The sequence below is a fragment of the Butyrivibrio sp. WCD3002 genome (assembly GCF_000424265.1).
Classification (GTDB): Bacteria; Bacillota; Clostridia; order Lachnospirales; family Lachnospiraceae; genus Butyrivibrio.
The window spans coordinates 141,215-165,144 of record NZ_AUJO01000005.1 but is presented as its reverse complement, the minus strand read 5'-3'; the positions used below and the strand labels follow the sequence as shown (position 1 = coordinate 165,144).

Annotated in this window: 23 protein-coding genes; 14 read left to right on the top strand and 9 right to left on the bottom strand. The window is 37.9% G+C overall.

Annotated features, from left to right (window positions below):
* The first annotated feature begins 38 nt into the window (after nucleotides 1-38).
* A complete protein-coding gene (locus G608_RS0108260; protein ID WP_026495638.1) occupies nucleotides 39-1,691 on the top strand; it encodes an alpha-glucosidase in 1,653 nt (550 codons plus the stop codon).
* A 55-nt stretch (nucleotides 1,692-1,746) separates the two neighbouring features.
* On the opposite strand, the gene G608_RS20470 is transcribed toward G608_RS0108260, so the two are convergent.
* Complete coding sequence (locus tag G608_RS20470; protein ID WP_035795038.1) at nucleotides 1,747-2,352, bottom strand: ECF transporter S component; 606 nt, start codon at nucleotides 2,350-2,352, stop codon at nucleotides 1,747-1,749.
* A 111-nt stretch (nucleotides 2,353-2,463) separates the two neighbouring features.
* Between G608_RS20470 and pdxR the strand changes: the two genes are divergently transcribed.
* On the top strand, nucleotides 2,464-3,549 hold the full coding sequence (pdxR, locus tag G608_RS0108250; protein ID WP_026495637.1) for a MocR-like pyridoxine biosynthesis transcription factor PdxR: 1,086 nt from the start codon (nucleotides 2,464-2,466) through the stop codon (nucleotides 3,547-3,549).
* On the opposite strand, the gene G608_RS0108245 is transcribed toward pdxR, so the two are convergent.
* Complete coding sequence (locus G608_RS0108245) at nucleotides 3,546-5,219, bottom strand: M3 family oligoendopeptidase (protein ID WP_026495636.1); 1,674 nt, start codon at nucleotides 5,217-5,219, stop codon at nucleotides 3,546-3,548. The genes pdxR and G608_RS0108245 overlap by 4 nt on opposite strands.
* 274 nt (nucleotides 5,220-5,493) lie before the next feature.
* Here G608_RS0108245 and G608_RS0108240 point away from each other — a divergent pair, with 274 nt between their 5' ends.
* Complete coding sequence (locus G608_RS0108240) at nucleotides 5,494-6,798, top strand: ABC transporter substrate-binding protein (RefSeq protein ID WP_026495635.1); 1,305 nt, start codon at nucleotides 5,494-5,496, stop codon at nucleotides 6,796-6,798.
* 15 nt (nucleotides 6,799-6,813) lie between these two features.
* Nucleotides 6,814-8,577: a methyl-accepting chemotaxis protein gene (locus G608_RS0108235; RefSeq protein WP_026495634.1), complete on the top strand. Its 1,764-nt coding sequence runs from the start codon at nucleotides 6,814-6,816 to the stop codon at nucleotides 8,575-8,577.
* 151 nt (nucleotides 8,578-8,728) lie between these two features.
* Here the strand turns inward: G608_RS0108235 and G608_RS0108230 are convergent, their stop codons facing one another.
* The 4 genes from G608_RS0108230 to G608_RS24560 form a co-directional block, all read right to left on the bottom strand.
* Nucleotides 8,729-9,595 carry a methylenetetrahydrofolate reductase gene (locus G608_RS0108230; RefSeq protein ID WP_035795037.1) on the bottom strand — a complete coding sequence of 289 codons (867 nt, stop codon included), beginning with the start codon at nucleotides 9,593-9,595 and terminating at the stop codon, nucleotides 8,729-8,731.
* 527 nt (nucleotides 9,596-10,122) lie between these two features.
* Nucleotides 10,123-10,485, bottom strand: coding sequence for a response regulator (locus G608_RS0108220; RefSeq protein WP_026495631.1), 363 nt, complete (start codon nucleotides 10,483-10,485; stop codon nucleotides 10,123-10,125).
* Nucleotides 10,486-10,773: 288 nt separating this feature from the next.
* Nucleotides 10,774-11,127, bottom strand: coding sequence for a hydrogenase maturation nickel metallochaperone HypA/HybF (locus G608_RS0108215; RefSeq protein WP_026495630.1), 354 nt, complete (start codon nucleotides 11,125-11,127; stop codon nucleotides 10,774-10,776).
* A gap of 330 nt (nucleotides 11,128-11,457) precedes the next feature.
* Entirely contained in the window at nucleotides 11,458-11,604 is a 147-nt protein-coding gene (locus G608_RS24560; RefSeq protein ID WP_196810160.1) for a hypothetical protein, read from the bottom strand.
* Between the two features lie 1,341 nt (nucleotides 11,605-12,945).
* On the opposite strand from G608_RS24560, the gene G608_RS0108210 reads away from it, so the two are divergent.
* The 4 genes from G608_RS0108210 to G608_RS0108200 all read left to right on the top strand — a co-directional run bounded on the left by G608_RS0108210 (nucleotide 12,946) and on the right by G608_RS0108200 (nucleotide 16,419).
* Nucleotides 12,946-13,731, top strand: a complete 786-nt coding sequence (locus G608_RS0108210; protein WP_026495629.1) for a ParA family protein — start codon at nucleotides 12,946-12,948, stop codon at nucleotides 13,729-13,731.
* Nucleotides 13,731-14,327, top strand: a complete 597-nt coding sequence (locus G608_RS0108205) for a hypothetical protein (RefSeq protein ID WP_026495628.1) — start codon at nucleotides 13,731-13,733, stop codon at nucleotides 14,325-14,327. The genes G608_RS0108210 and G608_RS0108205 overlap by 1 nt, the downstream gene beginning before the upstream one ends.
* 156 nt (nucleotides 14,328-14,483) lie before the next feature.
* Nucleotides 14,484-14,606, top strand: coding sequence for a hypothetical protein (locus G608_RS24125; protein ID WP_255345321.1), 123 nt, complete (start codon nucleotides 14,484-14,486; stop codon nucleotides 14,604-14,606).
* A 601-nt stretch (nucleotides 14,607-15,207) separates the two neighbouring features.
* On the top strand, nucleotides 15,208-16,419 hold the full coding sequence (locus tag G608_RS0108200) for a replication initiation protein (RefSeq protein WP_026495627.1): 1,212 nt from the start codon (nucleotides 15,208-15,210) through the stop codon (nucleotides 16,417-16,419).
* A 4-nt stretch (nucleotides 16,420-16,423) separates the two neighbouring features.
* Here the strand turns inward: G608_RS0108200 and G608_RS20465 are convergent, their stop codons facing one another.
* Nucleotides 16,424-16,669 carry a hypothetical protein gene (locus G608_RS20465; protein WP_035795036.1) on the bottom strand — a complete coding sequence of 82 codons (246 nt, stop codon included), beginning with the start codon at nucleotides 16,667-16,669 and terminating at the stop codon, nucleotides 16,424-16,426.
* Nucleotides 16,670-16,898: 229 nt separating this feature from the next.
* Here G608_RS20465 and G608_RS20460 point away from each other — a divergent pair, with 229 nt between their 5' ends.
* Nucleotides 16,899-17,552, top strand: a complete 654-nt coding sequence (locus G608_RS20460; protein WP_051209028.1) for a GDSL-type esterase/lipase family protein — start codon at nucleotides 16,899-16,901, stop codon at nucleotides 17,550-17,552.
* 367 nt (nucleotides 17,553-17,919) lie between these two features.
* Nucleotides 17,920-18,477, top strand: a complete 558-nt coding sequence (locus G608_RS0108185) for a GNAT family N-acetyltransferase (RefSeq protein ID WP_026495626.1) — start codon at nucleotides 17,920-17,922, stop codon at nucleotides 18,475-18,477.
* Here G608_RS0108185 and G608_RS0108180 read toward each other — a convergent pair.
* Nucleotides 18,474-19,844: an MATE family efflux transporter gene (locus tag G608_RS0108180; protein ID WP_026495625.1), complete on the bottom strand. Its 1,371-nt coding sequence runs from the start codon at nucleotides 19,842-19,844 to the stop codon at nucleotides 18,474-18,476. The genes G608_RS0108185 and G608_RS0108180 overlap by 4 nt on opposite strands.
* 119 nt (nucleotides 19,845-19,963) lie before the next feature.
* On the opposite strand from G608_RS0108180, the gene G608_RS0108175 reads away from it, so the two are divergent.
* Complete coding sequence (locus tag G608_RS0108175; RefSeq protein ID WP_026495624.1) at nucleotides 19,964-20,929, top strand: tRNA-dihydrouridine synthase family protein; 966 nt, start codon at nucleotides 19,964-19,966, stop codon at nucleotides 20,927-20,929.
* Nucleotides 20,930-21,021: 92 nt separating this feature from the next.
* On the opposite strand, the gene G608_RS23205 is transcribed toward G608_RS0108175, so the two are convergent.
* On the bottom strand, nucleotides 21,022-21,174 hold the full coding sequence (locus tag G608_RS23205) for a hypothetical protein (RefSeq protein ID WP_155833246.1): 153 nt from the start codon (nucleotides 21,172-21,174) through the stop codon (nucleotides 21,022-21,024).
* 172 nt (nucleotides 21,175-21,346) lie between these two features.
* Between G608_RS23205 and G608_RS0108165 the strand changes: the two genes are divergently transcribed.
* From G608_RS0108165 to G608_RS0108155, 3 genes are all read left to right on the top strand, one after another.
* The gene (locus tag G608_RS0108165) at nucleotides 21,347-21,625 is read left to right on the top strand and encodes an HU family DNA-binding protein (RefSeq protein ID WP_026495623.1); all 279 of its coding nucleotides are present in this window, start codon (nucleotides 21,347-21,349) and stop codon (nucleotides 21,623-21,625) included.
* A gap of 150 nt (nucleotides 21,626-21,775) precedes the next feature.
* Nucleotides 21,776-22,276 (top strand): hypothetical protein, encoded by a 501-nt coding sequence (locus G608_RS0108160; protein WP_026495622.1) that lies wholly within the window; start codon nucleotides 21,776-21,778, stop codon nucleotides 22,274-22,276.
* Between the two features lie 78 nt (nucleotides 22,277-22,354).
* Nucleotides 22,355-23,779, top strand: a complete 1,425-nt coding sequence (locus G608_RS0108155; protein ID WP_035795034.1) for an MATE family efflux transporter — start codon at nucleotides 22,355-22,357, stop codon at nucleotides 23,777-23,779.
* Nucleotides 23,780-23,930: the final 151 nt, after the last annotated feature.

Here is a 23,930-nt window from a genome sequence, read left to right as displayed (position 1 = left end):
TTATTACCTTAGCAGGACTAAATTCGGAGGTAGCTTAAATGGGAGAAACTGAAGAATATAAAAAAGACTGGTATAAACGAATGAGCTTCTATCAGATCTGGGTTCGAAGCTTCGCTGATGGAAACGGCGATGGAATCGGCGATCTGTATGGAGTATATGATAAGCTTGAATACGTGAAATCGCTTGGAGTCGACGGAATCTGGTTTTCACCGATTTACCCGTCACCGAATGCCGACTACGGCTACGATATTTCCGATTACAAGGATATTCACCCGGATTTTGGTACCCTTGATCAGTTTAAAAAGGTGTTGGCAAAAGCTCACTCCCTTGGGCTAAAAATAATCATGGACCTGGTTGTTAACCACACCTCTGACGAGCACCCATGGTTTAAGGAGAGCAGAAAGGGCCGGAATAATCCTTACAGTGACTATTATATCTGGCGGGATGAGCCAAATAACTGGGACAGCCTTTTTGAGGGAAAAGCCTGGGAATATGATGAACAACGCGGTCAGTACTATCTTCATATTTTTGCGAAAAAGCAGCCTGACCTTAACATGGATAATCCTAAGGTTCGTGAAGAAGTAGAGTCCATCATGCGCTTCTGGCTGGACATGGGCGTTGATGGTTTCAGGGAAGATGTCATTAATTTTATCTCGAAAAAGGAAGGTCTTCCCAATGGTCTGCCCTTTATTCCTGCGGTTAACGGTATGCCCCACTACAAGGATGGCCCCCATATTCACGAGTATATGGCGCAATTCCGCAAGGTTTGCAACGAATACGACTGCTTCCAGATAGGTGAGGGTCCCATGACCACCGTAAATTCTGCCCTTAAATACCTTTCCGGCCCCACAAAATCGCTGGATATGATGATATCCTTCGACCATATGATGGCTGACTGTGTATATACCGAATACGTACACCGCCCTTTTTCTCTGGTAAAGCTAAAAAAGGCCTTCTCAAAATGGCAGTATGCCCTTGCAGGAAAAGCCTGGAACTCTCTTTATCTTGAAAATCACGACCATCCGCGTATCATCAGCAGATATGGAAGCGAGAAATACTGGAGAGAAAGCGGAACCATGCTGGCTGCCAGCTTTTTATTCCAGCGCGGAACGCCCTTCATCTATCAGGGCCAGGAAATCGGTATGACAAATATACGACTGAGATCTATCAATCAGTATGTAGACGTGTCCTCCAAGACTAATTATCATACCTATCACCTGAAGGAGAAAACTTCTAAACGCCTCCATCGCATTCACTTATCCAGCAGAGATTCCGCAAGAACGCCCATGCAGTGGAATGCCCACAAATATGCGGGCTTTTCGAAGGTAAGACCCTGGTTTTACGTAAATCCCAACTATAAGCTGGTTAATGTTGCCGCAGAAGAAAATGATAATCTGAGCATTTTGAATTTTTACAGGAAATGCCTGGACCTTAGGAAGCACTCAAAAGCACTGCTATATGGCCGCTATAAGGAGTACTACCCCAAGGATAAATTCATATATGTATATGAGCGTGCATATGAAAACATCCGATATTTAATTATATGCTCATTTACCAGATTGCCCTTAACCGTGCGGATTCCCACAGAATATGAAGGCAAAAAGGGTGAGCTTGTATTGTGTAATTATGCTGGCCATGTGGGCGAATTATACAGACCCTATGAGTGCAGGGTATATAGGTTTAAAATGTGAAAATGCCTTCGGGAGGTTCTCAAAAGATTATTTTATTAACGCTGTCTGTCCGCTTTCAACCTGCCTTTTTTACCTGTTTTGATGTTGCAACGGGAAATATGTCTGCCTTATGAAGAGCAGGACGAAGTGCGTTGTAAAGAACAACTGCTATTACAGAGTTAATTACCGCATTTATGATGGTTGCGTAGGTTGTAATGGCAACAAGTGCGCTGATTGCTGATGCGGCCTTCTCTGCATTTGGTGTAAGAAGTGTGTACCAAACATACTTAAGTGCAGGCTCAAATACGCAGTTGAAGCCAAGTCCGGCGATCGCAGCGATTATTGACCACTTAAATACATAGGATTTCTTTTTATCTTCAGAAATATGTGCAATCTTATGTGCTACAAGGCCTACTACAAGTCCGATAACCAGCTTGCAGATGAACGTTCTGGGCGCGGAGGCTGCAAAACCACCGAGTATATCAGCAACTGACAGTCCTACAGCCCCGGCAAGTCCGCCGTATAAGCCGCCCAGTAGTAATGCGCCGAGTACAACAAAAGCATTACCTACATGAACTTTTGTACCTGATGCGTTAATCGCAGGAAAAATAGCGTATCCCACGTAGCAAAGCGCTGCCATGAGTCCTGCATATGTGATTTTTATAACCTTTTCGTTCTTCATAATCTCCTCCTTAGAGTATTCTTCTCACTTGACTAATAAATTGAACCTAATATATCATCAAACTGGTAACATTAAAAATATCAGATTCAGAATATTTTATATAACCAGATTATGAAAAACGAAAAACGCTATCTAGCTATTTATGAACAGGTTAAAGATGATATCATTGAGGGACGCTTTGCAAATGGCTCAAAACTGCCTTCAAAGCGCGTAATGGCCGAAAATCATGGCGTAAGTGTTATAACCGTGGAACATGCTTATGAGCTGCTTACAGAAGAGGGCTACATTATTCCCAAAGAAAAAAGTGGCTATTTCGTCGCCTTCGACGACAAGGACATCTATACGGGCACAGTTTCGGGCTCAGCTAAAGTGCCGGGATCATACTTTATTCCGTCCATAGAGCATTCTGATAGCAATCCTCAAAGCTTTTCCTACTCTATCTATGCAAAGACTGTCCGCCACGTTTTGAGTGAATACGGCCCCTATATCATGGAAAAATCACCGAAATCCGGACTTTTACAGCTTCGTACCGCTATAGCCAGTTATCTCGAAAGAAGCCGACGCGTGTCTGTTTCACCGGATCAGATCATAATAGGCGCCGGTGCGGAATATCTCTACAGCCTTATTGTACAGACCTTTGGCAGAGACATAATATACGGCGTTGAAAGTCCTTCATATCAGAAAATCGCTAAGGTTTACACCGCAGGTGGCGCAAATATCAAAATGCTTAAGCTCGGATCTGACGGAATCGAAAGTGATGAATTATGGTCCGGCGACATGAAAATTCTCCATATTACGCCATATAGAAGCTTCCCCAGTGGTGTTACTGCTTCTGCATCCAAAAAGAGAGAATATCTCAAATGGAGTAAGAAAACAGGCGGGACCATTATCGAAGATGACTTTGAATCGGAATTTACCCCCAGCAGAAAGCCCGAGGAAACGATATTTTCACTGGACGAAGAAGGCCATGTGATCTATATAAATACTTTTACCAGAACCATCGGAAGCTATATCCGATGCGCCTATATGGTCCTTCCCCAAAAACTACTAAGTTTATTTGGGGAAAGGACAGGCTTCTACGAATGCCCTGTTCCGACGCTGGAACAGCTGGCAATCGCAACTCTTTTGGACAGTGGCAATTTTGAGCGCCATATTAACAAGGTCAGACGTCAAAACCGCAAAAAACGTGTTGATTAGTCAAGCTTTGACTCCATCATATCAGCAAGCTCAGCTATGGTGCCATCCTTGAAGGGGCTCTTTAAGCCTACAGTCTCAAGCTCTGACTCATAGAAATCGCTTACTGACAGCTTGCAAAGCTCAAGGTAATGATTCCAGGCATCCTTATAATCCTTATCCATCCATACCTTAAACTGCATTGCTACGACGCTTGCAAGTACATAATCGATGTAATAAAAAGGATTCCAGAAAATATGGCCCTGCTTCTGCCAGAAACCGCCTTCGTCGAAGAATTCATCACCGTCGAAATCAAGCCAGGGTCTATAGGTCTTCTCCAGTTCCTTCCACACAGCTTTTCTCTCAGCGGGAGTCATCTCCGGCTTTTCATAAACGATATGCTGGAACTCATCTACCATACATCCGTAAGGAATAAATGTTATTGAATCCTGAAGATGCATCTTGAGATAATCATCCGCTCTGTCTCCGAAGAACTTATCCATCCAACCATATGTAAAGTACTCCATTGACATTGAATGGATCTCTGCAGTTTCCATTGTAAGATCGTTATGCTCGATAATCTCATCATTTCTGGTCACATACCCCTGAAAAGCATGCCCGCATTCGTGAGTAATAACGTCTACATCACCGCTTGTACCATTGAAATTAGCGAAAATAATAGGTGCCTTATATTTAGGCAGATAGTTCATATAGCCGCCCTGCTTTTTTGTCTTTCTGCCAAGAACGTCAAAAAGCTCATTCTTAGTCATGAAATCAAAAAATTCTGCTGTTTCCGGTGAAAGCTCTTTATACATCTTAAGTCCGGCTTCCATGATCTCCTCGGGTGTTCCGGTTGGCTCAGGATTACCGTTTTTGAAAAATACGTCGTTATCGTAGTATTTAAGCTCATCTACGCCGATCTGGCTCTTTCTCTTTTCCTGAATCTTCTTTACAAGCGGTACGAAGGACTCCTTAACCTGCTTTCTGAAATTCTCAACCTCAGGTCTTCTGTAGGAGTTTCTGGTCATACGATTATATCCAAGCTCAATGAAATTGTCGTAACCAAGCTCCTTTGCCTGCTTTGTTCTGTTCTTAACGAGCTGATCATAAATATCGTCTATCTCGTCTGTTACTGATAAAAAGTACTCGCTTAAAGCCTTCCATGCGCGTTTTCTAGTGTCTCTGTCGCTGTTTGTAAGGAATTTGCGAAGCAGTGAGATATTATACTCTTCTCCGTCAAAAGGAATCTTAGCAGAAGCAATGATCTTGTCGTATCTGGAAATAAGGGCATTCTCCTCCTGCATCAAAGGAAGAATCTTCTCATCAATGGATTTCATTGATAATTCCATGTTTTTAAATGCTACCTTGCCAATCTTTGACTCAAGATATTCTCTGTAGGGTGATGCGTACAGCACCTTTTTATATTCGTTTACATACTGCGAAATTACAGGAGAAATCTCATCTATGTAGTCGTTTTCTTTTGCATAAAACTCTTCTGTAGTGTCAATATCATGTCTGAAAACACCGATGATAATATTTGTGTAAACGTCACCTGTAAATTCGTAATATTTTCTATGGAGCTCAAACTGCTCTTCTCCGCTTTTTGCATTTTTACTATCAGCGATAAGTTTATCGAAAAAACTTTTCACCTCTTCCATATCCACACGTTTGTATGGCATTTCTGATAACTTCATACTAAAAACCTCAACTTTCTAAATATATTTTTATATTGATTGTATGCAAAGCATGACTAATTATAGTATTTTAGCGGGTTTGAAGCAAGTGTTCATAAATTTTTGTAATGTCTTACATTGTTGTTGTGATGTATATACATCATTATATATGTATATCACAACATCATTATATGAACGCAATTGTATTTATTAATAATCTTTTTATTATTCGATTTTGTTGAACTATCTTATAATATTTATATATTTATCAATGATTTTTGTCGGAGGTTAGCAAATGAAAAAAAGGAAAATAATTGCACTAATCACCGCTACTATTTTATGTTTCACTATCATTGGCTGTGGTAAAAGCACTGAGAATGAAGTCGTTGAAGAAACAGACAATTCAGGAAAGGAAATAACTCTACTGAATATCAAGAGCGAGGTTTCATCACAGCTTGAAGAGCTTGCCGCTCAATATAAGGCAGAAACTGGTATTACCGTAAATATTATCAGCGTTAAATCCGGTGTAGACGCTCAGGCAACACTAAAGGGCTATTATCTGTCAGATCAAATGCCTGATATCATTGCCTGCGAAGCCTCAGGCTTTGAAAACTGGGACGGCCTTTTAGTGGATCTTAGTGACCAGAACTGGGTCAGCAGAACTGATGCAGCTTATTCTGACTCCACCTACGGAGTTATTGGCTTTCCCTACACCACTGAGGCCATAGGTCTTGCCTATAACGCTGACATACTAAATAAAGCCGGCATTGATCCCTCTACTATCACAGGGCCTGAAAGCATGAAAACGGCCTTTGAGACACTTGATGCTAAAAAAAGCGAGCTTGGGCTTACCGCAGTAATCGGTTATTGCGCAGAAGCTACCGAAGTTGGCTGGTCTGCAGGAAACCACATTTTCGGAGCATATATAGATTCAGGCCTTGGCAGAGCCGATACAACCTACATCGATCTTCTTAATAACGGAGGGCAGTTTGATGATGAACGTATCAGTGCCTACGCTGAAATGATCGCACTTTTCAATCAATATTCCGATCCTGAGGTTCTTACAGAATCTGCATATAATGATCAGGTTCTTGGATTTGCTTCAGGAAAATATGCCTTTGTAACTCAAGGCTCCTGGATTGGCGCAACAATGACCGGGGATGATTCAGATGCATACGCTGCAGCCGGTAATTTTGAAGTCGGAATGCTACCCTACGCATTTCAGGATGGAATGGACACCATTCTCACAAGTGCTCCGTCCTGGTGGGCAATTATAAAGGAAGGCGACGTCGACGCTTCAAAAGACTTCCTTCAGTGGTGCTCGGAAGATAGCGCACAGCAGATACTAGTTGAAAAAGCCGGTTTCGTCAGTCCCTTTAAGGATTGTAAATTTGTCGCTTCAGATCCCTTTGCTAAAGTTATTTCCAACTATATTTCGGCAGGAAAAACCTCAAACTGGCACTGGATGAATATGCCTGAAGGCCTCGGACAGAATGGATTTTCCTATGCATTTTTCAATTTTGCATCAGGATCCACAGATACAGCAGGATTTATACAGGAACTCAAGGATATAGCTACCGAATGGTATTCGAAATTATAAGAGGAGGTGAGGATTGTGGAAAAAAATACAAATGTAAAAGTAAGTAAATTCAATTCTATTTTATATCAGCTATCCGCACTAAATCTTCTGATGTTGGTGGCATTCATAACTGTAATAACAATTGTTATGACATCAATGAAAACCTCCACAAGCAGCAGTATATCTATGTTTGACTCAATGATGTCTCTTACGCAACATGAAGCACAACTTAAATCGGATGTCATGTCTTTGTATGACCAGGCTACCGGCTATGTATCTGCAGATGCTGTAGAAACCAAGGAAGCACTAAAGCCTCAGATAGACGCGGTAAAACAAGCCGTTACGAACGATATCCAAATATTAAATCAGGATTTTGCAAGCACCAAGAATCAGGATGCAATTGCTGAAATCGATGAGATTGTTGTTCAGTATTCAAGATTAACTGCTCTGATTGATAACGCCATAGAAAAATGTGATGCCGGAGATAAGGATTCTGCCTATAAAATACTATTCGATAAAGCAGAAATTCAGAAAATCGCTATATTCCACTCTACAAAGACTCTGGATCAGGCAATTGAGGATTCCGCCACAGCAACCAAGGTTACCATGAACCAGCTTTTACAGAGCGGCAATCTCATGGCTATGATAGGCATAATCGTCACATTGATCCTCATCGTTATCAACTTCTTTGTAAGCTATAAGAACATAGTAAGAAAGATTCGACACATAGCCGACGAAGTTAACGTAATGATTACCAACATAGAAGCTGGAAATGGCGATCTTACCGCAAGAATAAAGACGAAAACGAAATCGGAGTTACTATACATAACAACTGGTATCAATCATTTTATAGAAACTCTCCAGGGTATTATGCGAGATGTAAAAGAGGGTTCAGCTGTTCTTACAACATCCTCGGAAGAAGTTGCATCACAGCTTCGCGCTGCAGATGATAACGTAACAAACTCCTCTGCAGCTCTTGAGGAGCTTTCCGCTAACATGGAAACATTGTCAGATACCGTAAAATCAATAAATGGCAAGGTTGATTCCGTAAAGAATGCAGCACAGGCTATAACTGATGAAGCTTCAGAAGGTACAGAAACAGCTATAACCATAAAACAGGAAGCAAATGAATTAAAACAGCGTGTAACAAACAAAAAGAACAACGCTGGCGAGCAGATGTCCCAGCTTTCAAATACGCTCACAAAATCTGTTAAGGATTCCGAAAAGGTAAGTCAGATCAATGAGCTTACCAAGGTAATTCTCGACATTGCGTCACAGACCAATCTTCTGGCTCTTAACGCTTCTATTGAGGCCGCAAGAGCAGGAGAAGCAGGAAAAGGATTTGCTGTCGTTGCAACTGAAATCAGCTCTCTCGCCGATAATAGCCGTCAAACAGCAGCAAATATTCAAGATATCAGTAATGAAGTTACAGAAGCCGTTAATGAACTCGCCAGAAACGCACAGGAGGCCCTGGATTACATCAATGGAACAGTTCTTGATGATTACGATGAATTCGTTAACACAGGCGAAAAATACGAGCATACGGCGGATATTATGGATGATATGCTAACATCCTTCTCTTCCAAGGCTGATCATCTTAACGAAATCATGACAGAAATGGTTGAATCTATAGAAGCAATTACCAATTCCATTGAAGAAAGCTCGAAAGCCATATCCTTGTCTGCAGAAAGCTCTAATGAGATTGTTGGCGGAATTAAAAAGATATCACTTGCTATCAATAAGAACACCGAGGTAACTGAGCAGCTGAATGATACAACTGAAAAATTTGCACTTTTATGATCATGATTTAATTCGTTTTAACAAAATATTGATTTAATAATTAATAAATGCCATTCCCAATTGTTTTGTTTGGGAATGGCATCTGTTTTTTATAACTGATTTTGTCTATGTATTTATGCTGTCTAAAACAACTTTCAACGATCTGCTTATTTTACCTTAAAGCTGCAAACATCTCCTCTGCAAGCTCCGGCTTATTCATTATATAAAGATGTATGCCATCTACACCTCTCTCCTTAAGCTCCATTGCCTGCTTAATAGCGTAATCCACGCCATATTTTCTCATCTGCGCAGGATCATCACCGTACTTAGAAATAATTGAGGACAATTCTTCCGGTACCGTCGTTCCGGATAGTGTAACTGTGGTACCAAGCTGTTTTGCACTTGTAATTGGCATTATTCCGGCCGATATAGGCACTTTTACACCAAGGTCATGTAATTTATCCACTAAACGCAAAAAGTAGCTATTATCGAAGAATAATTGCGAAATCAGTAACTGACATCCACAATCTACCTTTATCTTGGTATTCATTACATCTATTTCATCTGTTGCTGACTCAGGATGTCTATGGGGATAACATGCTCCAACCATAGTAAAATCCATGCCTGCAGATCTAATATACTGCGCCATATCACTTGCATGAAGAAAATCTCTGCTGTTAAATTCTTCATCCGTCATATTTTTAGGCCTGTCTCCTCTAAGTACAAGCACATTATCTATGCCGATTTCTTTGAATTTGGCCAATCCTTCGTCCAGTTTTTCCTTTGTGAAACCAACACTGGTTATATGCGAAACAACTTCTAATTTCGCCGAATTTTTAGCATAATTAGCTATTTCTACTGCCTTACCTGCGTTTGATCCGCCGGCTCCGTATGTAATACTAATAAAATCAGGACCAATTTCACTGATTTTATCGAGTTTACTCTGTATGCCCAGAAATTCTTCCTCTTTTTTAGGCGGAAAAATCTCGCATGACAACACTGTTTTTCCGGCCTCAAACTTATCTAGTATACTGCCCATCTCTTTCCTCCTCGTTTTTCTTAAAGGATATTCTATCACAGTTTTTCAAAAATGCACTATTTGTGCCAATTTCGGTCCTTAATCCTTCTCTTAATTTTTGAATGGGCATGCGGTACATTCAGAATTTTATATTTAACTACGTGAAAACTGCCAGGGGGCAGCCTGGCAGTCTTCTCTATGGTTATCAAGCTTGCGATCCATCCTTTGATCACTGCAACGGCCCTTAAAAAAGGGCAAAAAAATCCTGTTTCCATGTTGTTTCCCATCCATGGAAACAGGAGCTTTCCGTTGCTAATTATTATATCGGAGTATCCGGCAAAAATATTAGTGCAAATTCCTTGAACATATTTAATATATGCAAAAAAGCGCTTTATTAAGCCCTTTCGGCTGACCAAATTTTTTTACAAGATATTGCACTCCTGTCAATTAAGCTATGGTTTATTTTGTGTTTATTAAATATTTATAACAAGACAAAAAGCCTAGAATCATAATGATCCCAGGCTCTAAACATTCAATTAGCTATGTACTTAGCCTATAGCTTTTTTAACAGCTTCAAGTACACGATCTGCCTGGAAAGGCTTAACAATAAAGTCCTTAGCACCGGCCTGAATTGATTCAATAACCATTGCCTGCTGACCCATTGCAGAACACATAATGCAGCAAGCGTTGGGATCAGCTGCCTTAATTCCTTTAAGAGCACCGATTCCATCAAGCTCCGGCATGGTAATATCAAGAGTTACAAGATCAGGCTTAAGCTCATTATACTTGTCGATTGCTATCTTGCCATTCTCAGCCTCTCCAGCAATCTCGTATCCGCCCTTAGTCAAAATGTCTTTCAGCATCATGCGCATAAAAGCGGCATCATCTGTAATAAGTATTCTCTTAGCCATTATGAACCTCCATATTTTCTATTCCGGATAAGATTTATATGATTTCCGTCTCCGGTAATTCTCTTAAATTCATTTTCTATTTTAACATACAATTTGGAAAATAGAACGCCCTATCGTCGTTCAAACAATTAAAAAATGATAAAATTTCGTTGTATTTAATAAATATTTCTAAACTTAGCTATCATTACATCTATATATAATGACATCACGACATCAGAATAAATATATATCTTGTTTATTATACATCATAATATACATCTATAATCTCATCACTTCAACATATTTATTCTATTTATCATCTTCTACTACTATCTCTTTTATTATTATACCTTTTCCCTGGATCAGTTTACCTTTTCTTTCTCCACATTTGGGACATTTATATCTGTTTTCCTTATCCGGAGAATATTCTTCTCCGCATCCTTCACATAAGATTTTTACTTCTACTTCATTTGTAATAAGCTCTGTATGCTCCAAAAAGGTACCTTTTTTGGCCTCATCATAGTACTTATGTAAATAAAACGGCACCACGCCGCTCATTTGTCCAACATCAACTATTATCTTCTTTATTTCTAATAAATTCTCTTTTTCTTTCACTTCCTGAACTGAATTAATTATATCCAATATATAACTTAGTTCATGCATATTCTTCACCGCCTAATTCAATATTTGCATAAAAAATTCCAATGACTTATTAAGTCAATGGAATTAATATCTTATTCATGTATGATTATATCTTATTACTAGTTCCCATAAAGGCTCTAATTTACTTGCTTTATATAATATCAGTTGTAATTATTACTTATTGACTGACTTGGTTAGTAATATTTAATTTATTATATATTATGATTTTATATCTTTTATATTTATTTTATATTTGCCGTTAATCTAAATATATCTAATGTTATTATATTTGAATATTTTTAATTGTTTACAATTACGAAAATATTGTACTGTATTTTATTGCCTTAATTCTTACAAAATTCCACGATTTTTTCTTGAATAAATCTCTGGATTTCTCTTGTATTTTTTACTTCCTGATCCAGCTTTCATTATCATCTCAAAAATCAGGCCAAATCCTTGGAAAATTTTCAGGATTTTTTCTTGGATTTTTGCCTGCATTTACAACGATTACTAATTGAATTAGAACTGATAAATTAATACATTTATATTATATCATCAAGCTGTCTAATTAGCAATATATTTATAGATATTGCTATATAAATATTTTTATATTTTGATCATCTTTTACTAATATATATTTACATTTTGATTATTTCACATTGAATTATATAAATATATTGATATTAAATTCTATTTATATATTAGTATTTTGATATAATATTATATTTTTATTTTTATATTCTGACATCTATATTCTATTATCATTTTTCATCATGTACAATTAATATTGTTATATATTTATATAATGTTATATTGTTATATCTATATATTTATACATTGATATATTTGATAATTATATATTATCATCATGTACTAACGATATAATTGTATTTTGATACATTTATATCATGTGTAAATACATCGTTATATTTTTATATCATATCATCATAAATTCATTACATCACGATGTCATTGTATCGTGATGCACAATTATTTTTATCCATTTTGTTCTCTTACTCTTATAAGTTAATATATCATGTCATCATAATACATTGATGTATATAGTGAAAAGCATCTGGAAAGAAATAAACAGGTTTCATTTCTGGTATTGTCCAGCTGATTTTAGTTAATTTCTTATTATGAATCATAATGTACAATATATACTTGTTATTTTCATTTTAATCATTTTTTATAGTTTATTTAGCATATATAATGATGTCTATACATCGCAATTATTCAAATGTTTTCGGGTTTATAGAACATCAATACATCATGATATATATCGCTATATACTGAGTTCACTTCTATAATAGCAATAAGCAGAACACATAATGATGTATTTATATCTTTGGATAGTGATGTGCTTTCTGCTTTTTATTTATTACATCATGATGCAATGATGAATATGTATCATACATCATTACATCATGATGCAATGTATCATTTCATCATTATTTATATATATCTTTATATCGTTATTCATTTATTTATTGATACTTTGGTATAATGTATCATTTTATATCTATATATTTATATACAAATACTATATTATACTGATGTGCTTATTTATGTATATCAGTATATCTTTTTATATTTATATTATTATCTATATATATCAATATATTTTATTATCATATTATAATATTACATTTATGCATTGTAATACTTATATCGTTATATTTAATTACATTTTTATCATTATATAAATAGATATATATACTTATATATAATGAAACTTTTCTACAATGTTTTGTTGATATCATGATATAAATATCTTTACACAACGTATCATCAATGTTAATATTGAACAGGACAATAACTTGTTTTATGGGAGGAAGTATGAAAATAATTGCATTTTGCAACCAAAAGGGTGGTGTTGCAAAAACAACATCTACATATGCGTTGTCTGCCGGGTTGGCAAAAAGAGGCTATAAAGTCCTTATGATTGACTCAGATCCTCAGGAAAACCTCAGTCAGGCAGCCGGAATTGATCTTTATAATATTCCTGCAGCAACGCTTTCAGACGTCTTTAAGACAGAAAAAGGCGAAGCAGGAGCGGATATCAATGAAACTCTTATACCGGTAAATGACAATATCGACCTTATTATAGGTGGTATTGAATTTACATCAGCGGATCTTGACTATTCTGGTGTTACATCAAGAGAATTTATGCTAAAAAGGGCCTTAAATAAGCTTAACAAGACTTATGACTTCTGTATTATAGATTGCAGCCCTACATTAGCGTTAATCACGCAAAATGTCCTTGCTATTACAGATAAAATAGTAGTTCCTATGACTCCTGAAGCATTTGCTACAAACGGTGCAAATATGCTTTTCTCATGGATTTCTGTAATGTCTGAGAGATTAAACAATCCAGAGCTTGATGTAGCCGGAATTCTTGTAACTAATACAAGAAATACAAATAACGCAAATATTTGGCTTGAAGGAATAGAAATGCTTGCCAAAGAGTACGAAATTAAGGTTTATGAGACGAAAATTCATCAAAATGTTGCTGTAGAAGAGTCACAGACACTTAACCAGTCATTGTTTGATTACGCACCAACAGCTCGTGCAACAAAGGATTATGATGAATTCGTAGAAGAATTTCTGAAAGGAGAAGCATAATGAAAAAGAATCTTCAGAATGCAATGGCAAGAAATTTTCAGAATATGGTAGGTGCTACACCGTCGACTGATGAAGTCAATGAAGTAAAGCCAGAAGTTGAAAAAGCTCCTTCAAAACCAGTAAATAAGCCTATTGTAGTGAATACACCTGTTATTGAAACACCCGTTGAAACAGCTCCTGTAGAACCTCAGCCTCAGGTAGTTGAACAACCCGTTCCGGTACAGGTTGTACAGCAACCCGTGCAAGTCCAGTCAGCGCCTCAGGTTGAACCGATTGTAGAACCTCAGGAACAAATAATTAACACTCCTGTTAATATTATTGAAGAACCTGTAGTAATTGCTGAAGAACCAGTTCAAGAACAGCCTGCTCCCGTAAAACATACAAATAAAAAAGCAATTCCGCTTATGCCAGATGAAAAGAGTAGCGGGGTACTTCATATAAGGCTTGGTGAGCTTCGTTCTTATGTAGATTTTATGACACAGTCAGGTAAAATATCTTATCAACAGTATATCAGTAATCTTATTGAACAGGATTATGAGAAAAATAAAGAATTATACCTTAAATATAAGTCCTTTATGGATCAATTAAATTTCTAACAGACATTGTTGTTTAAACAATATTAATTAATTAACAACAAATATTAATTATTATTAGAGGACCTGGAAATGCAGTAAATATGCGGTTTCCAGGTCTTTTTAATGTAGTAAAAGTGGACAAGTTCTCTAGAAAAAGGGGATAATTTTAATAATATTATGGACAAAGATGTTAGAAAAATGGTTCCTAAAATGCATGTAAATTGTTCAAAAATGGCTTTAGAGAGTAGAAAAAGGGGAATTTTAATGATCATAGTTAGTAGTTTTTGGGAATCTAAGTAAGTAATCTGGTATTAAATGGTAGAAAAAAGGTATATATATTTGAAAAAAGGTCAAATCCAAAAAGCCGCATAAATACTGAGTTTTTGCCATATTTCATGATTTATCAGGTAGAAAAAGGGAGCGTATTTTTTATTTTAGTAGTTTTTGGGAACATAAAATAACCATTAAGATCATCTCTAGCCGGAATTATAGTAAATAACGCATTTCTTCATTGACTCGAAAATGATTAATATAGTCAAAGATAGTAGTAAATGGGTACAGTATTGCCGTTACTTAGTAGAAAAAAGGTATATTTTAGAAATACTTAGTAGTAATTAGGGAGATTTTTATGCTTCTTAGTAGTTTTCGGGGACTTGAATAGTACAATACCAAGTCGGTCAATTTCGTACTTGACTTAATTAGTCAACATAAAATTACGTAATATCAATAATATAACATACAATATCACAATACTTATTAGTTATAAGGTACATATTATAAAAAATTAGGTATAATTTGTTTAAAACGAGGTATTTTTGTTTACATTGATCCAAAATAGACTTATAATAAGTTAGTACTAATTAGGTATGAATAATTGTTTTTTAGGGAGAAGGAGATAGTTTTGGGGCGTAAATCTAAGCAGCAGATTGAAGAAGAAACAACTGCTATTCAAAGTTTTTTATCCACACAGCATTATAGAAAAGCAAATACACTAATCAATTCCAAGGGTAGATCGACTCTTCTTGTTCAGAAGCTTTTTGCGGTGAGTATTGCAAAAGCAGAACATAATCCTGATGATAATACGCTGGAAGCGAATATTTACGGTACAGATCTTAAGAAAATATTCGGCGTTAAGGGCGGTTCTTTCTATGAACATATAAAATCCGCTATAGAACCGGCAAAGAATAAGCCTTCTATACTGGATTGGAGAATCATTTATTCAAATGATGAGACGCAGGAGATCGAAGCGATTAACGTAATCACAGATGCATCGTTCAAAAATGGTGTTCTAAATGTAAGATATAACAATAAAATTACCCCTTATCTTACCAATCTTCAGAGTAATTACACAGTTTTAAGCCTTGCCGAGGCGGTTCAGCTTAACAGTGTCTACTCCTTTAGATTATATGAGATTCTTAAGGCTGAAATGGACAGACAGAGAGCAATTACCAAGAGGCCGGGACCCTATTATGTGCAATATCACCTTACTGATCTGAAATTGAGGCTTGGAATTATAGATTCCCAGGCGGATCCGGAGATTATAAGTGCGCTTAAAAAGGGAAATCCTGATTATGATAAGATCGAGAAGCAGGCTGATAAGCTTGACGGTGCCGGTAAGCTTAAAACCTTCGGAAATTTCAAGAAATTTGCTTTGGATAAAGCACAAAAAGAGCTGAATGAAACCACAAGTATCTGGTTTGATTATGAACCTGTTAAGGCAGGAAGAGGTGGAAAAGTAGTTAACATTAGGTTTATTATAGATGTTAATCCTAAAGTTAAGAAATGCGATATACCTGAAGAAAAGGCAAATAAAACAACTGTTATTGATTCGATGGAAGTAATCGATCAGATTCAGGATATCATTGATCAGAAGATTAAGTTTTCAGAAATAAGAGCCATAGCTGAGGCTGCAGATTATAATATCGATAAGGTAAGAGCAGCCTATGAATTATCTAAAAAGAACAAAAATATCGACAATTTTGTCGGCTGGATGATTTCTGCAATAAAAAACGACTATAAAGCAGCCGGTTCCGGCAATAGCTCTATAGTCGGTAAGTACGTACAAGGCTCCTTCAATTATGATGAATGGGAGCAAGACTTACTTGATAATTGATAGATCAACCTGCAACTAAATGGCATTCTTCGTAGCGATGAATAAGAGCAGAGATCTTCTTAGAATCTCCAATAAGAGATACATTAAGCGGTTTCAGTAGATTGAGTGAGAGAAGTCCAATGATAGACTTTCCATCGATGTAGCTGTGACCGCTTCTTACGTCTACCTGACAGTTTGATGATGTGTTCATCTGGATAAAATTGCGGATCTGATCTGCATCCTCGAGACTTACTGTAATATCTTTTGTCATAGTTCTATTGCGCTTTGAGCATCCCCCTTGTAAAAATTTTTTTCTTAAAAAAGAAAAATTCGTAGTCAACGATAGCACAATTGAATTGATAAATCAATAAATCTACAAATAATTTCGTAAAAAACACTGAAAACCATTAAAAAATTATTAAAACACTGATTATTTGTAGCTTTTATGATATATTGTTTTTGTGGAATAGGACAAACACTGAGAGAAAGAGGTGAGCAGAATGAAGAAAGTACTGTTTTATGGCGATTCTAACACCTATGGATTTGATCCTCGCGGAATGATGGGTGGACGCCTGCCGGAAAATGAAAGATGGACAGATATCCTTTCAAAGAAGATGTATGGTGAATGGAGAGTCTATGCTGATGGTATGAATGGTAGAGTAGTTCCCGATAATCCGTATTCGCTTCTTTCGCTGGATAAATCAGTATTAGAATACAGCCCGTTGGATTTATTTGCTGTTATGCTTGGTACCAATGATCTCCTCAATATGTCTGAGCCGGATGCCGATGTTGTAGCTGCAAAAATCAGAGATTTTATCGAGAGACAGCTTAACAGAACGGAATTTGTCGATAATAAGACAGGATTTCTTCTTATAGCGCCGCCGGCAATTCTTCCTCATATGGAGGAAAACCTGGAAGAGGCAGAAGCTCAGCGCAAACGCCTGAGCACAGAGCTTGATATTATTGCTCAGGAATTTGGAATATTTTTTGCAGATGCCAGCGAATGGGATTTGGATCTGGCATTTGATGGAGTACATCTTTCAGCTGAGGGACATGCACAGTTTGCAGAGCACATGGCAGATATCCTGACAGGTATCGATCTTTCTGCGGAGAGAGTAGAAGCAGACGATTACGTATTTGCAAGCCTCGCATAATATAAATAAAATCCGGAGTTTTTGCCGGAGATATAATTTAGCGAACCTGATTTTTTAGGGGTTGTCGCTTTAGATGATACAATCATCTGGGCGACGCCCCTTTTTCTATGCTATAATATAAAAGTGTTGATAAAAGCCTAAAACAAGCCATTTTGACTAATGTAGTCAGTGATAATTAGTAGAAAAAGGGTAAGAAATGCCGGTTTTTTTGAGGTAGTTTTTGGGGATGTTTTGTAAGCCCTAATTTAGCGCGGCTTTATCAATACAATTAAGTCCTACATGAATGAAAAAGACTATTTCGGGTAGTAAATGGGGATATATACGATAGCTATTAGGACTATTTTAGTAGTTTTGGGGGACGTTTTAAATGCAAATCGAAGAAGGAAAAATAACTACAAAAAATGGGAATGAATATGTTTTAAGATCGCCGGAAAAGGATGATGCGGAAGCAGTTCTTGCTTTTAGAAGAGATGTTGCAGGGGAATCCGCGTATCTTACAAGATATCCTTATGAAATCGAAAATTCTCCGGAAAAAGAGGGAGAAATCATAGGAAATTACCTGCGGGCAGAGCATCTGATTATGATAGGAATATTTGATGGAAACAGAGTAATTGGAGTAACTTCAGTGAGTCCTGTGGGATTAAATTTCAAAACCAGGCACAGAGCTTCCGCGGAGATTGTGGTTCGTAAGGAATTCTGGAATCTTGGACTTGGCACTCATTTACTGGAGAAAGCCATAAAATACGCCGGAGAGCTTGGATATGAGAGGCTGGAGCTAAGCGTTTTTGCTGATAATGCCAGAGCACTTCGCTTATATAAAAATAAAGGATTTGTCGATTGCGGACAAATCCCTCAGGCCTTTAAAACTATGGATGGAAATTATCATGATGAAATTCTGATGACCAAAAACTTGTGGAGATTTTAGCTTGCATTTTGCGGTTTTGCACGATTGCTAAATCTTCTTTGAATATCTTTAATAACATAGATATAACATACGCAGGTGAATATTGCTGCAGCCATCCAGGCAACTGGATCACAGGCAACGGCAAGAGGATAACTCTTGATATTCATAGCTATGATTGCAGATATCATCCGGGCAAATAATTCTATTACTCCGCCCATCATAGGAAGGAAGCCATAGCCACATCCCTGCATTGCATTTCTGAATATAAATATAAAGCTGAGCGGAACATAGAAAACTGATGATATTTGTATATATGGTCTCGCCCAGGGCAAAAGTTCAGCCACGGATGTATTTCCTGAAAAGAACAGTCCCAGTGCTGTAGGCAGCAATAAATTGGCTGCAACTGCAGCTATAAGAGCGTAAACGGTGTTGGCTATCATAGATGAGCGAACGCCCTTTTTTATTCTGGCATAGTCACAATTACCATAGTTTTGTCCGGCAAAAGTTGACATTGCGGCACCCATGGCGGGCATTTCCTGTGTAAGAAGACCGCTGAGCTTGGATGCGGCTGTAAATGAAGCTACGGCTGTTGATCCAAAGAGATTAATGGCAGACTGCATTATCATGGTTCCTGCAGCAGTTATCGCAAACTGAAGAGCCATTGGAAGACCTACGCGAAGCTGATGTCTTGTATCATGAGATACAAGATGCCAGTCGTTTTTGTCAGGTGCCAGAGAGGGAATGTGCTTATATATGTAATAGATACACATTACAGCGGAAATTCCCTGAGAAATATTGGTGGCAAGCGCAGCGCCTACGACACCCATCTTAAACACAACTATAAGAAGAAGGTCCAGCACTATGTTCAGGCATGCGGAAAAAATCAGGAAATACAGCGGTGTTTTGCTGTTTCCCACTGCACGCATATAGGCAGAAAAAAGGTTGTAGAATACACTGGCAACTATACCATAACATATGGTTGTTATATAAGCTGAAGCATCTGCAAAAATATCTTCAGGGGTATTCATTAAGCGAAGTAGCGGATTAATTGCAATAACACTTAATAATGTAGTAACCACTATCACTATTGCTGAAAGTATGATACCATTAGCAACGCTGTGTTTTACACGTTTGGCATCTCCGGCTCCGTAACTCTGGGATGTAAGTACAGTAAAACCGGTTGTCAGACCCTGAGCAAAGCCCAAAACCAGAAACATTATCGTTCCGGTGGAACCGACGGCAGCCAGAGCATTAGCGCCAACAAAGCGGCCTACTATGATGGTATCAACCATATTGTAGAACTGCTGGAAAATATTACCCAGAAAGATAGGCATCATAAATTTAAGTATAATAGGGAGCGGACGTCCCTTAGTCATATCGAGTTCCATAAATCCTCCGTGATTTGTATCGTTGAATGCCTATTATAATGAATTGTGTACTACATGCAAGGGGTTAAGTTTCGAAATAATAATTTTTTAATAATTTGGATTTTTGAAAGGGAAAATAAATGAGAATTTCTTATGCACCCATGGAGGGCATTACCATATATTGCTATAGAAATGCGCACAGCAAATTGTTTCCGGAGGGAATAGACAGGTATTACACTCCTTTTTTATCTGTATATAAGCAGCATGCCATAAAAAAGCGTGATATGAGGGAAATTGCCCCTGAAAATAATCAGGGAATGGAAGGGCGCCTGATTCCTCAGATCATGACAAATAAAGCAGACGAGATTATATGGGCGCTGTCCGAGATGCATCAAAGAGGGTTTGAAGAGATAAATTTGAACATGGGGTGCCCGGTTGGAACGGTGGTCAGTAAGCACAAGGGCTCCGGAATGTTAGAGGATCCGGCATATCTTGATGAGCTTTTTGCTGAAGTATTTGAGAGCGAGGAGATAAAACATACCGCTTTATCAATAAAAACCAGAATCGGATTAAAGGCCCCGAAGGAATATCTCGAGCTTTTACCTGTTTTTAATAAGTATCCGTTTTGTAACGTGATTGTCCATCCAAGAGTCAGAACTCAAATGTATCAGGGAGAGCCTGATATGGAGATTTTCCGATGGGCGTATGAAAACAGCAAAAATCCCATTAGCTATAACGGCAATATCTTTTCAAAAGATGATTATGACAGGATTGTGTCGGAATTTTCTAATCTGAAGGAAGTGATGATAGGAAGAGGACTTGTAGCAAATCCCGGACTTGCAAGAGAGATAGCTACAGGGAAAAGTATGAGTGGTGACGAGCTCAAAGGCTTCATAGAAGCATTGGAAACTGAGTATAAGATTGAGATACCTGCAGATGAGTCTATAATGCACAAAATGAAGGAGATTTGGTTCTATGTAGGGGGAAACTTCAAAACAACAGATGGAAGCGAAATAGGGCCATATATTCACAAAATAAGGGTATCCAAAAATCCCGCGGATTATCGCAATGCTGTGAGAAATCTATATAGAAGTTGCGGAATGTAAAAAAGTATATCAACACAACATGGCATCATGATGTATTGATGTACTTATATCAATTCGGCTAAATGACCATAAAACCAGTAACGGCAAGCTGTTTAATCCTCCGGATGGTCTTTCATCATCATTTCATGTACTGCTTTTGCGATTATTTCATCAGGAGCAGCACGTAGCTTTTTTTCTTTTGTGGCTTCCTCCGGATGCGCGGGAATGTCAGGAAGTGGTTTTCTGCGTTTGTTTTCAGTAGCCATTTTTAGTCCCCCATAAGTGTTTTCTACTACAATAATAGCAGAATTAAAGCAGAAATTACAAAATAATTATAAAAAAGTAGCAGAATTCCGATAAAAACGTTGCGCATAATAATTCATAGTGGTAGAATTGCCTTAGTTTCATAATAAACCTAGAAAAAAGGGGGAATAAAAAATGAATAAAACAGAACTCGTTGAAGCTATTGCTAAGGAAACAGGTCTTTCCAAGAAGGATTCTGAGAAGGCTGTAAAGGCTTTCGTAGATGTTGTTTCTAAGACACTTAAGAAGAAGGACAAGGTTCAGCTTGTTGGCTTTGGTACATTCGAGACCACAAAGAGAGCAGCTAGAACTGGTAAGAACCCTCAGACTGGTGCTACCATCAAGATTCCTGCTTCTATCGCTCCGAAGTTCAAGGCTGGTAAGGCTCTGAAGGATCTTGTAAACAAGAAATAATTAAGATCATGAACTTAACGCCCCGGAGTACTTTGGTATTCCGGGGTTTTTCAATGCCCTGAAATGGTTTTATTATGAGTTTAATGAAGATGAGGCGTGACATTTGGCAGGTTTTTCACGCAGATTTAAGAGGTATAGAGGAGAAAAATTATGAAAGTCGTAAAAGCATTCGTGGCTACGCTGGCAGTAGTGTTAGCTATAGGTGGAATATATCTTTACAGAGCGGATATCGCGAGAAAGGCATCTGAACTGATAAGCGGTGAAGAAAGCATTGAGGCAGAAGAAGCTGAAAAGGCCAATCCTTTGGCAGAGCTTGGAAACGATATTAAGAAAAAGGCTGTAAAAGAGATAACCGAGGCTGTAGTTGAACAGGCAATAAAGCAGTATGGCGGTGATTCAGCTGAGGATGTTCAGAAAATTATGGATAATGTTTCTGAAGAGGATAAGGACAAGGTAACAGAGATACTTATCGATAACATGTCACTTGATGCAATAAGTGATGTTCAGTCCTATGTAGACGATAAGAATGTTGAGGGACTTATGGAATATGCTCAGGATAAGCTTACAGCAGAGGATTATTCAGAGCTTACGGGCATTTTTGAGAAATATTCCGATGAAGCGTTAAAGGAGCTTCAGGGAGAAGGAAACTAATAAATCCGGATTAGCTGCGAGCAAAATGAATCGCTTTTTTCCGGACTATGCAATATATAGAAAAGATTTGGAGGAATAATGCTTACAGCAGAAGAATCATTAAAGGTAAAGCTCTCACTTAAAGAGTGTGTGATTGGCGAACCGTCATTTTATCGTAAGGTTGCCATGGTTGTAGTTCCGATGATCATCCAGAATACACTCTCTAACGTGGTAGGACTTCTTGATAATATTATGGTCGGACAGGTTGGAACGCTGGCAATGTCATCGGTAGCCATCGTAAATCAGCTGATGTTCGTTCAGATGTTATGCATCTGGGGTGCGCTTGCAGGGGCAGGCATTTATGGTACGCAGTTCTTTGGACGTCGCGATTATGAGGGCGTTCGCTATACCATGCGCTTTAAGACAATAATAGCGCTTGTTATTACTGCTGTTGCGCTGGTTGTTTTCATAACCGCAGGAGAGCCGCTAATTAAGCTGTATATAGCTGCGGATACGACTCCTGAAGATGCCATACAGACCCTTAATCTTGCAAAAAATTATCTTCATATAATGTTAATCGGGCTTTTGCCCTTTGGAATTACTCAGGTTTATTCCGGAACGCTAAGGGAATCCGGCAGAACGACACTTCCGATGATCGCAAGTATGACTGCGATGGCGGTTAATTTTGTGTTTAACCTGCTTCTTATCTTCGGATATCTCGGTTTTCCCAAGCTGGGAGTGGCAGGTGCGGCGATAGCAACTGTTATTTCAAGATTTGTGGAGATGGGAATAGTTACGATTGTATCCCACAGAAAAAAGGATGATTATGCTTTCCTGGAGGGATTGTACAGACATTTTGTAATCCCTATGGACCTTATCTGGCCAATAGTGACAAAATCCCTGCCGCTGCTTGCAAACGAGTTTTTGTGGAGTCTTGGACAGGCAGTGCTTATGCAGTGCTATTCAATACGAGGAATAGAGGTAATTGCTGCATTAAACATTGCAAATACAATAGCGCAGATTTTTAACGAGGTTTTCCTTTCACTTGGAAACTCAACGTCCATCGTTGTTGGCCAGGAGCTTGGAGCAGAGCATTTTGTAAATGCCAGAAGAGATGCCTGGAGAATGGCAACATTAAGCGTTCTCAGCTGCTTTGTAATGGGGGCACTTTTATTCCTCGTATCGCCTATTGTTCCCAGGTTCTATAACACTGAGCCTGCCATTAAGGAGCTGGCAACACAGTTTATTCGCGTAGTTGCAGTAGTAATGCCGCTTAACGCTTTCGCAAACGTGGCGTATTTTACACTTAGATCCGGCGGAAAGACACTGGTAACCTTCCTGTTCGACAGCTGTTACGTATGGACTGTTTCCGTAGTAGTTGCAAGAATACTTGCATACCACACAAAAATGCCGGTAGTTGAAGTATATTTCACGGTTTGCGCATTGGAAGTTATCAAGAGTGCAATAGGATTTGTTCTTGTTAAAAAAGGAATTTGGGTTCGAAATATCGTCAAAAAAGTATAAACAAAAAGGTGATAATAACGACTGTGATTTTATAAAATTGAAAAAACAGCCCTGAGATAATAAAGATTTAATAAAAGCATACCGCACAAATTTCTACAATGTGTGGTATGCTTTTTCTGTACCCTTTAAGCAGATTATCTGATGTTTATAG

Bases quoted from the DNA above. Each gene is read 5' to 3' on its own strand.
- G608_RS20470 (WP_035795038.1), bottom strand. From the start codon at position 2,352: ATGAAGAACGAAAAGGTTATAAAAATCACATATGCAGGACTCATGGCA.
- G608_RS20460 (WP_051209028.1), top strand. From the start codon at position 16,899: ATGAAGAAAGTACTGTTTTATGGCGATTCTAACACCTATGGATTTGAT.
- G608_RS0108220 (WP_026495631.1), bottom strand. From the start codon at position 10,485: ATGGCTAAGAGAATACTTATTACAGATGATGCCGCTTTTATGCGCATG.
- G608_RS0108215 (WP_026495630.1), bottom strand. From the start codon at position 11,127: ATGCATGAACTAAGTTATATATTGGATATAATTAATTCAGTTCAGGAA.
- G608_RS0108180 (WP_026495625.1), bottom strand. From the start codon at position 19,844: ATGGAACTCGATATGACTAAGGGACGTCCGCTCCCTATTATACTTAAA.
- G608_RS20465 (WP_035795036.1), bottom strand. From the start codon at position 16,669: ATGACAAAAGATATTACAGTAAGTCTCGAGGATGCAGATCAGATCCGC.
- G608_RS0108230 (WP_035795037.1), bottom strand. From the start codon at position 9,595: ATGGGCAGTATACTAGATAAGTTTGAGGCCGGAAAAACAGTGTTGTCA.
- G608_RS0108210 (WP_026495629.1), top strand. From the start codon at position 12,946: ATGAAAATAATTGCATTTTGCAACCAAAAGGGTGGTGTTGCAAAAACA.
- G608_RS0108260 (WP_026495638.1), top strand. From the start codon at position 39: ATGGGAGAAACTGAAGAATATAAAAAAGACTGGTATAAACGAATGAGC.
- G608_RS0108185 (WP_026495626.1), top strand. From the start codon at position 17,920: ATGCAAATCGAAGAAGGAAAAATAACTACAAAAAATGGGAATGAATAT.
- G608_RS24125 (WP_255345321.1), top strand. From the start codon at position 14,484: ATGGACAAAGATGTTAGAAAAATGGTTCCTAAAATGCATGTAAATTGT.
- G608_RS0108245 (WP_026495636.1), bottom strand. From the start codon at position 5,219: ATGAAGTTATCAGAAATGCCATACAAACGTGTGGATATGGAAGAGGTG.
- G608_RS0108165 (WP_026495623.1), top strand. From the start codon at position 21,347: ATGAATAAAACAGAACTCGTTGAAGCTATTGCTAAGGAAACAGGTCTT.
- G608_RS0108205 (WP_026495628.1), top strand. From the start codon at position 13,731: ATGAAAAAGAATCTTCAGAATGCAATGGCAAGAAATTTTCAGAATATG.
- G608_RS0108155 (WP_035795034.1), top strand. From the start codon at position 22,355: ATGCTTACAGCAGAAGAATCATTAAAGGTAAAGCTCTCACTTAAAGAG.
- G608_RS24560 (WP_196810160.1), bottom strand. From the start codon at position 11,604: ATGCAGGCAAAAATCCAAGAAAAAATCCTGAAAATTTTCCAAGGATTT.
- G608_RS23205 (WP_155833246.1), bottom strand. From the start codon at position 21,174: ATGGCTACTGAAAACAAACGCAGAAAACCACTTCCTGACATTCCCGCG.
- G608_RS0108240 (WP_026495635.1), top strand. From the start codon at position 5,494: ATGAAAAAAAGGAAAATAATTGCACTAATCACCGCTACTATTTTATGT.
- G608_RS0108160 (WP_026495622.1), top strand. From the start codon at position 21,776: ATGAAAGTCGTAAAAGCATTCGTGGCTACGCTGGCAGTAGTGTTAGCT.
- G608_RS0108175 (WP_026495624.1), top strand. From the start codon at position 19,964: ATGAGAATTTCTTATGCACCCATGGAGGGCATTACCATATATTGCTAT.
- pdxR (WP_026495637.1), top strand. From the start codon at position 2,464: ATGAAAAACGAAAAACGCTATCTAGCTATTTATGAACAGGTTAAAGAT.